Below are 13,281 nucleotides of genomic sequence, written 5' to 3'. Positions count from 1 at the left end.
GGCGGAAGGACACAGCGGGTGGGCGAGTCGAACTGGGCCGGGAACCTCACGTACGGCGCAGACGCGGTCACGACCCCGCGGACGGTCGCCGAGGTCCAGGAAGCCGTCGTGGCGGCGGCGCACGTCAAGGCCCTCGGCAGCCGGCACTGCTTCAACGCCATCGCGGACTCCCCGGGCGGGGTGCTGCTGGACCTGCACGCGCTCGACGCCGGAGTCGAAATCGGCGACGGCACCGTGACCGTCGGCGGGTCCGCCCGCTACGGCGACTTCGCGCAGCAGCTGCACAACGCAGGCTTCGCGTTGCCGAACCTGGCGTCGCTGCCGCACATCACCGTGGCGGGCAGCGTCGCGACCGGCACCCACGGCTCCGGACGGCGGCAGCCGGGACTCGCCGCGGCCGTCTCCGGGATCGAGCTGGTCACCGCCGACGGCGAGCTGCGGACCTTCACCCGCGCCGACGCGGAGTTCCCCGGCCTGGTCGTCGGGCTCGGGGCCCTCGGCGTCGTCACCCGGCTCACCCTCGACGTGGTGCCCGCCTTCGACGTCCGCCAGGACGTCTTCGACGGCCTGCCGTGGGACGCCGTGGACCGGCACTTCGACGAGATCGAAGACGCCGGCTACAGCGTCAGCATGTTCACGAACTGGGCGAACGGCACGATCGACCAGGTGTGGCTCAAGAGCCGTGTCGACGACTTCACCGAGCGGGCCAGCCTGTTCGGCGCGGTCCCCGCGGACGGCCCGCGCCACCCGGCGCACGCCGCCGGGATCCCCGCCGGCAACTGCACGCCGCAGCAGGGCGTGCCGGGGCCGTGGCACGAGCGGCTCCCGCACTTCGCGCTGGCGTTCACCCCGAGCGTCGGGGACGAACTGCAGTCGGAGTACTTCGTGCCCTACGAGCACGCGGCGGCCGCGGTGCGGGCGGTCCGCGAGATCGGTGCCCTCGTCGCCCCGCTGCTGCTGGTCTCGGAAATCCGCGCGATCGCGGGCGACGAGCTGTGGCTGAGCCCCTGCCACGGCGGCGACCGGGTGGCCCTGCACTTCACCTGGCAACCGCGGCAGCCCGAGGTCGAGGCGGTGCTGCCGGTGCTCGAGGAGCGCCTGGCCCCGTTCGGCGCGCGCCCGCACTGGGGCAAGCTCTTCCACGGCGTCCCGTCGGGCTACCCGCGCCTGGCCGATTTCCGGGCGCTGGCGGAAACCCTCGACCCGCGGGGGAAGTTCCGGAACCCGTTCCTGCGCCGCCACGTCTTCGGCGGCTAACCCCGCGGCGGCGCCGTGGTGGCGCGGACGATGAGGTAGGTGTCCAGCACCTGCGCCGTGTGCTCGTCGGCCTCGCCGTCGAGCAGGTCCAGCAGGATCGTCACCGCCGCGCGGCCCGCCGCCTCCGTCGGCATCGCGATCGTCGTCAGCGGGGGCGCCGAGATCGCCGCGAAGACCAGGTCGTCGAAGCCCACCAGGCTGATCTCGTCCGGCACCGGCACCCCGCGGGCGTTCAGCCGCGCCAGTGCCCCGAAGGCCACGAGGTCGTTGTAGGCCACGATCGCCGTCACGTCCGCCGCGAGGGCGAGGTCCGCGCCCTGCAGGCCGCCCTCGAACACCGGCGGGAACGGCCCGAACTCGACGACGTCCGTGCCGTGCCGCGCCACCGCCTCCGCCAGGCCCTGCCGGCGGGCCCGGTTCGCCCACGACGCCCGGGGCCCGCCCAGGTAGGCGCAGCGGCGGTGGCCCAGCGCGGCCAGGTGCTGGATCGCCTGCCGCATGCCGTCCGCGGCGTCCAGCACGATCGACGGGATCCCGGGCACCTCCCGGTTGAGCAGCACCAGGGTCGTCTGCCCGGCCAGCGCGCGCAGCTGGTCGTCGGTCATGCTCGGGCTGCACAGCACCACGCCGTCGACCTGCTTGGCCATCCGGCGCACCAGGTTCTGCTCGGTCGCCGGGTCCTCGTCGCTGTTGGCGAACAGCACCGCGATGTCGTCCTGCCGGGCCCGGGCCTGGACGCCGTTGAGCACGCCGGTGAAGAACGGGTTGCCCAGGTCCGAGACCACGATCCCGATGTGCCCGGTGCGGACCGCGGGCACCGGCTGCGGCGCGCCTGCCGCGTGGTAGCCCAGTTCGTGCGCCGCGGCCAGCACCCGGGTCCGGGTCTGCTGCCGGACCAGGTCCGGGGACGTGAACGCCCGCGACACGGTCGAGATCGACACGTTGGCCCGGCGGGCGACGTCGTGAATGGTCACGGTCACGGCAACTCCTCGGCAGGCTCCGAGCCACATCATGGAAACTCCCTGCCTGCGTTGTCAACAAATCCTGCAAACCCTGCAACTCGATGCAGACGATTCCAGTAAGCGCTATCTGGAAACGGCCACCTCCGTTCGGAGTACCCGCAATTCGATGAATTCGACGGCGGTGTCCCGAATATTGACACCCTCGTCGCGAACGCCCTACGGTGACGAGCGGAAGATTTTCCCGAACTCCTGACCCATTCGTCAGTTCCGCGCGGCCCGCACCGGGTCCCGCCGATCGGAGACCCATGTCGGGGAGCCGGAGCCGCACCGTGGCGGACCCGCCGAGGCTGGCCGTCGTCGGCACGTCCGGCTACGCGTTCAGCTACCTGCACCGGGCGCGCATCCTGCACGACGAGGGCCTGGTCCGGTTCGCCGGGATGGCCGACGTCCGGCCGCCGTCCGCCGCCGCGACCGCGCTGCTGCCCGAGGGCGGCACCGCGCACCCCGGCGTCGAGGACCTGCTCCGCCACTGCCGCCCCGACATCACCGTGGTCGCGACGCCGCCGCACGCGCACGTCCGGGTCGGCGGCGCGGTGCTGCGCGCGGGCAGCGACCTGCTGCTGGAAACCCCGCCGGTGCTCGACCTCGACGGCTTCACGACGCTGACGCGGCTGGCCGCGGAGTCCGGGGTGGCCTGCCAGACCGGGTTCCAGAGCTTCGGCTCCCCGGCCCTGCCCGTCCTGAAGGCGGCGATCGACGGCGGGAAGCTCGGGGACGTCGTCGGCGTGGGCGCGGCCGGCGCGTGGATCCGCACCGACGCCTACTACCGCCGCAACCCGTGGGCCGGCCGCCGCTGGCTCGACGGCGAGGCCGTCGTCGACGGCGCGCTGACGAACCCGTTCTCCCACGCAGTCGCCACCGCGCTGCTGGTCGGCGGGGTCGCCGGCCGCGACCCGGCGGAGATCGCGCTGGAGCTCTACGGCACGCGCGACATCGAAGCCGACGACACCGCCTGCCTGCGGATCCGGTTCGGCGACGGCCCCGAGATCGTCGTCGCCGCCTCGCTGTGCGCCGAGCAGGACCACGAGCCCTACGTCGTGGTGCACGGCGTCGAGGGGCGCGCGAAGTTCTGGTACAAGAGCCACCGCCTGGAGGTCGACGACGAGCGGGTCCACCTGGGCCCGCCGGCCGACCTGCTGCGCAACCTGATCGCCCACCACCGCGACCCGGCCGGGGTGCCGCTGCTCGCGCCGCTGTCTCGGACACGCGCGTTCGCCTCGGTGGTCGAGGCGGTGCGGGACGCGCCGTCGCCGTCGCGGATCCCGGCGGGCTGGATCCGCACGGTCGGCGAAGGCGCGAGCCGGCACCCGGTGGTGCGCGGGATCGGCGAAGAGGTCGCCGTCGCGGCCGACCGGCTGGCGTTGTTCTCCGAAATCGGCGTGCCGTGGGCGAACGCCGCCCGCCCGGCGGCGCCCGCCGAACGCACCGGCTGACGCTGCCGGTGCTTTCCAGCGCTGCTCGCCCGGTCGCCGAACCGGTCGGAGTAAGCGCTTTCTGACGCTGCCCGCTGAATGCTGAAAGCATTGCTGCACAAGGGCTATTGCGACGGTTTGCCCGTTGACACACGTGTTGCGCACTGCCTACCGTGAGCGCGCTGACAGCGTTTTCAGAAAAGTGCTGACACGCTGAGGACGGAGAGTTCGATGGGGCGGACAACTGAGCGCAGGACCAGGGGACGGGGTGCCGCCGCGCTGGCCGTGGTGGTCCCGCTGCTGCTGACCGGGGTGGCCGCCTGCGGCTCGGACTCCGGCGGCGGCAGCGACGTGACCATCAATTTCGTCTGGTGGGGCAGCGAAGGGCGGGCGAACCTGACGAAGAAGGCGGTCGAGCTCTTCCAGCAGAAGAACCCGGACATCAAGGTGCAGACGTCGTTCTCGGCGTATGCGGCCTACTGGGAGAAGCTGGCGACGCAGACCGCCGGGGGCAAGCCGCCGGACGTGCTCAACGTCGACAGCCGCTACCTGGCCGAATACGGTGGCCGCAACGTCCTCGCCGACCTCAACTCCGGTGCGGGCAAGGCGATCTCGCTCGCCGACGTCAACCCGGAGCTGGCGGCCACCGGCGTCTACCAGGGCAAGCGGTACGCCGTGCCGTGGGCGCAGAACACCCCGGCGATGATCTACGACCCCGCCGCGTTCACCGCGGCCGGCGCCGACCCGGCGAAGGGGATGAGCTGGGACCAGTACGCCGAGGTGGCTCGCAAGGTCGGCACGGCGGGCACCGCACGCGGGGTGACCGACTTCGGCATCCTCGACACGACCCTGGAGATCTGGCTGCGCCAGCAGGGCAAGCAGTTCTACACCGCCGAGGGCAAGCTCGGCTTCACCGCCGACGACCTCCGGGGCTACTGGCAGCTGGCGAGCCGGTTCCGCGACACGAAGGCCGCCTCGCCCGCCGACGTCACGGCGTCCTACAACACCTCGCCCGAGCAGTCCCCGCTCGGCAAGAAGCTGACGAGCTCGGAGTTCGCCTACGACAACCTGCTGCCGGCGTACCAGAAGGCGAACGGCAAGCCGCTGAACGTGGCGCCGTACCCGAGCGGCACGAACGGCGACACCGGGCAGTACCGGCGCCCGGCGATGTTCCTGGCCGTGTCCGCGCGCAGCCCGCAGCAGGCGGCGGCGGCGAAGCTGGTCGACTTCCTGATCAACGACCCGGAGGTCGGCAAGATCGTCGGCACCGACCGGGGCCTCGCGCCCAACCTGAAGGTCCGCGCGCAGCTGGCGGCCACCGCGAGCGGCAACGACAAGACCCTCTACGACTACGAAGCCGCGCTCGAACCGAAGCTCGGGGCCGCACCGCCGGTGCCGCCGAAGGGTGCCGGGGCGATCCAGAAGCTCCTCCAGCGCACGTACGAAGAGGTCGCGTTCGGCCGGATGAGCCTCGACGACGCGGTGAACCGGTTCATGACCGAAGCGCAGAAGGGACTGTCCTAGCCGATGACGACCCCGCGCACGCCGGACCCGCCGGTCGCGCCCCCGGCGTCGGCCACGCGCGTCCGGCGCAAGGACCGACCGGCCGGGCGCCGCCGCAAGAGCCAGCCGGAGGCGTTCGCCTTCCTGACGCCGTGGCTGCTCGGCGCGGTGGCGCTGACCGTCGGCCCGATGGTGGTCTCGCTGTACCTGTCGTTCACCGACTACGACCTGTTCACCGCGCCGAAGTGGGTCGGCTTCGGCAACTTCGCGCACATGTTCACCGGCGACGACCGCTACCTGCAGTCGGTGAAGGTCACGCTGATCTACGTGCTGGTCTCGGTGCCGCTGAAGCTGACGGTGTCGCTGCTGGTGGCGATGCTGCTCAACGCCCGCCGCGGGGGAAGCGGCTTTTACCGGGCGGCGTTCTACGCGCCGTCGCTGCTGGGCGCGAGTGTCGCGGCGGCGCTGGTGTGGCGGGCGCTGTTCATGGGCGGCGGCCCGGTGAACGAGGTGCTGGCGTTCTTCGGCTGGCACACCCCGAGCTGGGTGGACGACCCGCAGTTCAGCCTCGCCTCCATCGTGCTGCTGGGCGTGTGGCAGTTCGGCGCGCCGATGGTGATCTTCCTGGCCGGGCTCAAGCAGATCCCGGCGGAGCTGCACGAGGCGGCCGCGATCGACGGCGCGGGCGCGTTCCGCCGGTTCCGGCACATCACGCTGCCGATGCTGTCGCCGGTGATCTTCTTCAACCTGGTGATGGAGGCGATCCACGCGTTCCAGGCGTTCACCCCGGCGTTCGTCATCGGCGGCGGCCGCGGCGGCCCGGCCGACGCGGACCTGTTCTACACGCTCTACCTGTTCGAAGTCGGCTTCCAGGACTTCCGGATGGGCTACGCGTCGGCGATGGCGTGGGTGCTGCTGGCGGTGATCGCGATCGTGACGGCGATCGTGTTCCGCACGGCCAAGCTCTGGGTGTTCTACGACGATGCGGAGGACCGGAAATGACGGTGCTGCCGCGAAGCGCGCGCTCGGCGGGGTGGCACGTGCTGTGCCTGGTGATCGTCGCCGTGGTGCTGTACCCGCTGGTGTGGCTGGCGTTCGCGTCGGTCAAGCCGCCGGACGAGATCCTGTCCCGGCTGGCGCTGCTGCCCACGCGGTTCGTCTTCGACGGTTACCCGAAGGGCTGGGAAGGAGCGGCGGACGTCGGGTTCGGCCGGTTCTTCCTCAACTCCTTCCTGGTGGCCGGCCTGTCGGTGGCGGCGAACGTGCTGTCGTGCTCGCTGGCCGCGTTCGCCTTCGCGCGGCTGAAGTTCCGGTTCCGGGGCGCGCTGTTCGCGTTCATGATCACGACGTTGATGCTGCCCTACCACGTCACGCTGATCCCGCAGTACGTGATCTTCCAGCAGGCGGGGCTGGTCAACACGTTCGTGCCGCTGATCCTGCCGAAGCTGCTGGCCACCGAGGCGTTCTTCGTGTTCCTGATCGTCCAGTTCATGCGCGGGATCCCGCGCGAGCTCGACGAAGCGGCGATCATCGACGGCTGCTCGGTGTACCGCACGTTCTGGCACGTGGTGCTGCCGCTGTCGAAACCGGCGCTGGTCACGACGTCGATCTTCACGTTCATCTGGACGTGGAACGACTTCTTCACGCAGATGGTGTACCTGAACGACACGGAGAAGTTCACCGTGCCGCTCGGGCTGCGGCTGTTCGTGGACACGAGCAGCGAGTCGAACTTCGGCGCGATGTTCGCGATGTCCGCGCTCGCGCTGGTCCCGATCGTGCTGTTCTTCCTGGCCTTCCAGCGGCTGCTGGTGGAAGGCGTCAGCACCAGCGGCCTGAAGGGGTGACGGCGATGCGGACCCAGTGGCGAACCGGGCTCGGCGACTTTTCGGACTGCCTGCTGGCGGGGCTGCTGGTGGCACTGGCATCGGTCCCGGTGGTGACGGCGGGCCCGGCGTTCGCGGCGGCCTGCCGCTTGCTCGACCGGACCCGGCGCGACCTCGGAAGTCCACTGTGGACGACCTTCTGGGCGGACTTCCGGGAGGCGGCGAGGGGCGGGGTGGTGTTCGGCCTCGGGTGCCTCGCGGCGGTGGTGGCGTTGGCGGTGGATCTCGAGGTGGTGGCCGAGCTGCCGGGCGCACCGGTGCTGCGCCCGGCGCTGTGGCTGCTGGCGGCGGCGGGGGTGGTGGTGGCGGTCCGGACGTGCGAGGTGGTGGCCACCAGCGGCCCGGCCCCTGCCTCGCGCACCCCCGTCTGGCGCCACGCCTTCGTGACCGCCGCCCGGGAAACCGCCGCGGACCCCAAGAACAGCCTGCTCCTCGCCGCCGCCGTCGGCATGGCCGTGCTGCTCGTCTGGATGCTGCCGATCCTCGCTCTCGTCGTGGCTGGGCCGCTCGCCCTGGCCGCGGTCGCGACCGGCGGCCGCCGATGACACCGACAGCCGTCGTCTTCGGCACGGCCGGGTACGCCGCCCACCACCTGCGCCGCGCCCGCGCCCTGCACGACCGTGGCGACCTGGTCCTCGCCGGTGCCTGCGACATCCGCGAGCCGCCCGACGAGGCCCGCGTGCTGCTGCCCGAAGGCGCCGTGCTCACCCAAGACGCGGCCGATCTCCTCGCGCGCACCACCCCGGAGATCGCCGTGGTCGCCACCCCGCCGCACACGCACCTGCCCCTCGCGAAACTCGCCCTGGCCGCCGGTTGCCACCTGCTCGTCGAAAAACCACCCGTCCTCGACCTCGCGGCCTTCGACGAACTCACCACCCTCGCCCGCGGCCGCGCCTGCCAGACCGGCTTCCAGAGCTTCGGCTCCGCCGCCGTCCCCGTCGTGCGAAGGGCCATCGCGGACGGTGAGATCGGCACGGTCACCGGGATCGCCGCCGCCGGGGCGTGGATCCGGCGGGACCGCTACTTCGCGCGCGCCGAGTGGGCGGGCCGCCGTCGCGTCGGCGGGCTGCCCGTCGTGGACGGGGCCCTGACCAACCCGTTCGCCCACGCCGTGGCCACCGCCCTGCTGGTCAACGGCACCGCCGAAGACCTGCCGGAACGCGTCTCCGTCGAGCTGTACCGGGCGCGGGACATCGAGTCCGACGACACGGCCTGCGCGCGGCTCGGGTTCACTGGCGCGCCGGACGTCGTCGTCGTCGCGACCCTCGACGCCGAAGCCGATCACGAGCCGTACGTGCTGGTCCACGGCACGAAAGGCCGGATCCGCTGGCACTACAAAACAGACCTGGTCACGGTCCGAAAGCGACAGATAACCGTCGGGCCGCCCCGCGACCTGCTCGCCAACCTCGCCGCCCACCTCCGCGACGGCGAGCCGCTGCTGGCCCCGCTGGCGGCGACCCGCGCGTTCACCGCGCTGGTGGCGGCGGTCCGTGACGCGCCGGAGCCGCGGCCGCTGCCCGCCGGGTGGGTCCGGGCCGTCGGCGCCGGGCCGGACCGGCACTTCGTCGTGCCGGGTGTCGACCGGGCCGTCGACACCGCGGCCGACCGGCTCGCACTCTTCTCCGAACTCGCCCTGCCCTGGACCGGCGCCGGTACGCGCGCCTGAAACGAGAGAGGTGATGGCGGTGCGTCGCCACGCGATCGTCGGCCTGGGCTCCCGCGCCCAGCTGTTCGCCCGGGCACTGGCCGCGTCGCCGCGGGCCGTGCTCGCGGCCTTCTGCGACTCCAGCGAAACCCGGATGCGGGTGCACAACGGCTGGCTCGGCACGGACATCCCCGCCTACCGGCCCGAGGACTTCACCGCGATGCTGGCGAAGGAGCGCATCGACGTCGTCGTGGTGTGCACACCCGATCACACGCACGCGGACTACGTCGTCGCCGCACTGGAGGCGGGCTGCGACGTCGTCACCGAGAAGCCGATGACGACCGACGTCGAAGGCGCGCGGCGCGTCCTCGCCGCCCGGCGCGAGACGGGCCGCTCGGTGCGGGTCGCCTTCAACTACCGGTACAACCCGGTGCACCGCCGGGTTCGCGAGCTGCTGGCCGGCGGCGTGATCGGGGAAATCGGCTCGGTCGAGTTCGGCTGGCTGCTCGACACCGCGCACGGCGCCGACTACTTCCGCCGCTGGCACCGGGACAAGGCCCACTCCGGCGGCCTGCTCGTGCACAAGTCCGGCCACCACTTCGACCTGGTCAACTGGTGGCTGGGCAGCGGCCCCGAGACGGTGTTCGCGCTGGGCCGCCTGTTCTTCTACGGCGACAAGACCGGCCACCGCAGCGACCGGTTCGCGCTGGACCTCGACGCCTCACCCCGGCTGCGCGCGCTCTACCGCGACGCCGAGCGGGAGGACGGTTACGTGCGCAACCAGGACGTGTTCGGGCCCGGTGTCAGCATCGAGGACGACCTGTCGGTGCTCGTGCGCTTCCGCGGCGGGGCGGTGCTGAACTACCACCTGCACGCGTATTCGCCGCGAGAGGGCTACCGCGTCGCGTTCTCGGGCAGCGAAGGGCGCCTGGAGCTGGACGTCCGGGAGAACGAGTACCCCGCCGGCGCCGAGCCGCGGCCGGAGCCGGGGCGCGCCCGGCTGACCGTGCAACGGCATTGGGAACCACCCGAGACCGTGCTCGAGGTGACCCTCGGCACCGGGCACGGCGGCGGGGACGAGCGGATGCTCGCCGAGCTGCTCGGCGACGCCGCACCGGACCCGCTCGGCTGCGCCGCCGACCACGACGCCGGCCTGCAGGCCCTGCTCACCGGGCTGGCCGCGAACCGGTCCCTGGAAACCGGCCGGCCCGTCGCGGTGACGGACCTGCTCGGCGAGATCGGGGAACCGGCGTGAGCCGGGCGGCCGTGGGCGGCCTGTCGCTGGACCCGGCGGACGACGCCCGGGTGCGGGTCCGCCTCGGCGACGTCGTCCTGGCCGAGTACGTGGTCGTGCCGCCGACCCCGGCCGGGGATTCGCCGAAGCCGTACCTGCACCCGCTGCGCACCACCGCGGGGGAGACCGTGACCGCGGTCCGGCCGCACGACCACACCTGGCACAACGGCCTGCAGTTCACCATGGCCCACCTCTCGGGCGAGAACTTCTGGGGCGGCCGCACCTACGTGCGCGGCCGCGGCTACACCCCGCTCGACAACAACGGCACCATCGGCCACGTCCGCTGGGAGCACCTCGACGGCGCGGGCGGCCACTGCGAGCTGCGGCACGAACTGGCCTGGCGCACCGCGGCCGGACGGCGCTGGCTCACCGAACACCGCACGCTGCGCTTCGGCGACGTCTCGGCCGACGGCGGCCACTGGACGCTGACCTGGTCCAGCCGGCTGCGCAACACCAGCGGCCACGAGCTGCGGTGGGGGAGCCCGGTCACCGAAGGCCGCGACACCGCCGGCTACGGCGGGCTGTTCTGGCGCGGGCCGCGCTCGTTCGTCGGCGGCACGGTCCGCACGCCGGACGGCCGGACCGCGGCCGACGCGATGGGGCACCGGGCGCCGTGGCTGGCCTTCACCGGACGGCACGACGAAAGCCTGCGGACCTCGACGCTGCTGTTCGCCGACAGCCCGGCGAACGCGGCCCACCCGACGGCCTGGTACGTCCGGGCCGAGCCGTTCCCGGTGGTCAGCTTCGCCGCCACCTACCACCGGCCGTGGCTGCTCGAGCCGGACGCGGAGCTGACGCTGACCCACCACGTCGTCGTCATCGACGGCGCCCCGGACACCGCCCGGCTGGCCGAGCTCGCGGCCCGGGCGGCCGACCGAAGGAGCTGCTGTGCCCATGGTTGCTGATCCGACCACAGCCACGGCCGAACGCCTTGCCGGCGACGGCTGCTTTCCGCGCGGGGGACGGCCTGCTTCCGGCCGGATCGGCACCGTGCGCTGGAAGGCCTTCGCGGGGTGCGCCGCCCTGCTCGGACTCACGCTCACCGCGGCACCGGCCCAGGCCCAGGCCCACGGCCGCGACCCCGGGCGGGTCGTGTTGGGTGCGCACGACGGCTGGGCCGCCGCGACCACCGGAACCACCGGCGGCGCGGCCGCGGCCCCCGGAGACGTCCGCACGGTGAGCAAGCGCTCCGAGCTCGCGGCCGCGCTGGCGGCGAACCCGGGCGCGCCGAAGATCGTCTACGTCCGCGGCACGGTCGAGGGCAACGTCGACGCCGCGGACCGCCCGGCGAGCTGTGAAAGTTTCGCCGACCCGGCGTACACCCTGCCGGCGTACCTGGCGGCCTACGACCCGGCAACGTGGGGGAGAGTGCCGCCGTCCGGGCCGCTGGAAGAAGCCCGCGCGCGGTCGCAGGCCAACCAGGCGAAGCAGGTCGTGCTCGACGTCGGATCGAACACGACGATCGTCGGGCTCGGCGACCACGCCACCCTGCACGGGCTGACCCTGCGCGTCACCGGCGACAACGTCATCCTGCGGAACCTGCACCTCGCCGACGCCCACGACTGCTTCCCGCAGTGGGATCCCCTCGACACCGCCGACGGCAACTGGAACTCCGAATACGACAACGTCGACCTGGTCGGCGCGACGCACGTCTGGGTGGACCACAACGAGTTCAGCGACGGCGGGAACGACGAGCAGCCCTCGTACTTCGGCCGCAAGTACGAGGTCCACGACGGGCTGCTCGACGTCGTGAACGGCTCGGACCTGGTCACGGTGTCGTACAACCGGCTGCACGACCACGACAAGACCATGCTGATCGGCAACACCGACAAGCCCACCTACGACGTCGGCAAGCTGCGGGTCACCCTGCACCACAACCTGTTCTCCGAGATCGGCCAGCGTGCGCCGCGGGTGCGGTACGGCCAGGTGCACGTGTACGACAACCTCTACCTGGTCGGGGATCCGGCCGCCTACACGTACTCCCTCGGCGTCGGCGTGGAGTCCCGGATCTACGCGCAGAACAACTTCTTCCGGATCCCGGCCGCGGTGCCGCTGGGGCAGCTGGTGCACTACTGGAAGGGCACCGTCCTGCACGCGACCGGCACGCTGGTGGCCCAGGGCGGCCGGTGGCCGCGTGCGGTCGACCTGCTGGCCGAATACAACGCGGCGAACGACCCCGATCTGGGTTCGGACGTGGGCTGGACGCCGTCTCTCGTCGAACGCCTCGATCCCGCGTGGGCCGTGCCCGCGCTGGTGCTCGCCGGGGCCGGGCCCGGCCGCTGAACCCTTCGACAGTTTCGGCGTTTTCTGAAAACCGCGGCCGGTGGCGACCATCCGGGCGACATGCGTGCCGCTGCGGCGAACGACATTGACACGCCCGCGCCGCGACCCGAAACTCGGGATCGAGAAAGCGCTTTCACAACCCGGTCGGACGTTTTCCGTCAGCGCCGATTGAAGCCCAGGACCAGGGAGTGACGAATGGTTTCCCCAGCGATGTCCCGGATGATCCGGGTGGCGGCGGTCGCCGCGCTCGTGGTTTCGGCGGCGGCAGGCACCGGCGCCACCGCGTCGGCCGCCTCCTGGCCGAGCCCGGGCAGCAGCGTCCCGGTGCCGAAGACGATCAAGGTCACCAGCGGCACCTACGACGGCGGCCTCAAGCGGTTCTACGGCACCGGCGACCTCGGCACCGGCGGCCAGGACGAGAACCAGAGCCCGATCTTCGAGCTCTCGAACGGCACCACGCTGAAGAACGTCGTCCTCGGCAGCCCGGCCGCCGACGGCGTGCACTGCCTGGGCACCTGCACGCTGCTGAACGTGTGGTGGGAGGACGTCGGCGAGGACGCCGCGACCTTCAAGGGCACCTCCGCCTCCCAGACGATGACCATCGACGGCGGCGGCGCGCGCAAGGCGTCGGACAAGGTGTTCCAGCACAACGGGCCCGGCACCATGTACATCCGCAACTTCCAGGTCAACGACTTCGGCAAGCTCTACCGCTCCTGCGGCAACTGCAAGACGCAGTACAAGCGCAACGTCGTCGTCGACAACGTCACCGCCACCGTGCCCGGCAAGGCACTCGTCGGCATCAACACCAACTACGGCGACACCGCGAAGCTGACGCGGATCACCATCGTCGGCGACTCCGGCCGCAAGATCGAGCCCTGCCAGAAGTACCAGGGCGTGACCAGCGGCGAGCCGACGAAGATCGGCACCGGGCCGGATGCGGCGAACTGCCTCTACACCGCCGCCAACATCACCTACAAATAGG

General features: G+C 72.0%; 12 protein-coding genes. 11 read left to right on the top strand and 1 reads right to left on the bottom strand.

Features of this window, described 5'->3' with window-relative positions; genetic code table 11:
- Positions 1–18: 18 nt before the first annotated feature.
- Positions 19–1,257, top strand: a complete 1,239-nt coding sequence (locus tag OO60_RS04175; protein ID WP_004562424.1) for an FAD-binding protein — start codon at positions 19–21, stop codon at positions 1,255–1,257.
- Here the strand turns inward: OO60_RS04175 and OO60_RS04170 are convergent.
- Entirely contained in the window at positions 1,254–2,237 is a 984-nt protein-coding gene (locus OO60_RS04170) for a LacI family DNA-binding transcriptional regulator (protein WP_004562423.1), read from the bottom strand. The two genes, OO60_RS04175 and OO60_RS04170, sit on opposite strands and share 4 nt — an antisense overlap.
- 287 nt (positions 2,238–2,524) lie before the next feature.
- Between OO60_RS04170 and OO60_RS04165 the strand changes: the two genes are divergently transcribed.
- From OO60_RS04165 to OO60_RS04120, 10 genes are all read left to right on the top strand, one after another.
- On the top strand, positions 2,525–3,712 hold the full coding sequence (locus tag OO60_RS04165; RefSeq protein ID WP_004562422.1) for a Gfo/Idh/MocA family protein: 1,188 nt from the start codon (positions 2,525–2,527) through the stop codon (positions 3,710–3,712).
- Positions 3,713–3,922: 210 nt separating this feature from the next.
- The gene (locus OO60_RS04160) at positions 3,923–5,215 is read left to right on the top strand and encodes an ABC transporter substrate-binding protein (protein ID WP_244885483.1); all 1,293 of its coding nucleotides are present in this window, start codon (positions 3,923–3,925) and stop codon (positions 5,213–5,215) included.
- 3 nt (positions 5,216–5,218) lie between these two features.
- A complete protein-coding gene (locus OO60_RS04155) occupies positions 5,219–6,196 on the top strand; it encodes a carbohydrate ABC transporter permease (protein ID WP_033260791.1) in 978 nt (325 codons plus the stop codon).
- A complete protein-coding gene (locus OO60_RS04150) occupies positions 6,193–7,038 on the top strand; it encodes a carbohydrate ABC transporter permease (protein ID WP_033260790.1) in 846 nt (281 codons plus the stop codon). The genes OO60_RS04155 and OO60_RS04150 overlap by 4 nt, the downstream gene beginning before the upstream one ends.
- Positions 7,039–7,043: 5 nt before the next feature.
- A complete protein-coding gene (locus tag OO60_RS48150; protein WP_033260937.1) occupies positions 7,044–7,622 on the top strand; it encodes a DUF624 domain-containing protein in 579 nt (192 codons plus the stop codon).
- On the top strand, positions 7,619–8,743 hold the full coding sequence (locus tag OO60_RS04140) for a Gfo/Idh/MocA family protein (RefSeq protein WP_033260789.1): 1,125 nt from the start codon (positions 7,619–7,621) through the stop codon (positions 8,741–8,743). The genes OO60_RS48150 and OO60_RS04140 overlap by 4 nt, the downstream gene beginning before the upstream one ends.
- A gap of 13 nt (positions 8,744–8,756) precedes the next feature.
- Positions 8,757–9,977, top strand: coding sequence for a Gfo/Idh/MocA family protein (locus tag OO60_RS04135; protein WP_004561334.1), 1,221 nt, complete (start codon positions 8,757–8,759; stop codon positions 9,975–9,977).
- Positions 9,974–10,921 carry a DUF6807 domain-containing protein gene (locus tag OO60_RS04130; RefSeq protein WP_004561333.1) on the top strand — a complete coding sequence of 316 codons (948 nt, stop codon included), beginning with the start codon at positions 9,974–9,976 and terminating at the stop codon, positions 10,919–10,921. Before OO60_RS04135 ends, OO60_RS04130 begins: the two co-directional genes overlap by 4 nt.
- On the top strand, positions 10,911–12,299 hold the full coding sequence (locus tag OO60_RS04125) for a pectate lyase family protein (RefSeq protein WP_240490917.1): 1,389 nt from the start codon (positions 10,911–10,913) through the stop codon (positions 12,297–12,299). Before OO60_RS04130 ends, OO60_RS04125 begins: the two co-directional genes overlap by 11 nt.
- Positions 12,300–12,509: 210 nt before the next feature.
- Positions 12,510–13,280: a pectate lyase gene (locus OO60_RS04120; RefSeq protein ID WP_004561331.1), complete on the top strand. Its 771-nt coding sequence runs from the start codon at positions 12,510–12,512 to the stop codon at positions 13,278–13,280.
- Position 13,281: the final 1 nt, after the last annotated feature.

This window comes from Amycolatopsis vancoresmycina, from assembly GCF_000716785.1.
Classification (GTDB): Bacteria; Actinomycetota; Actinomycetes; order Mycobacteriales; family Pseudonocardiaceae; genus Amycolatopsis; species Amycolatopsis vancoresmycina.
This window is presented reverse-complemented; position numbering and strand designations above follow the sequence as displayed.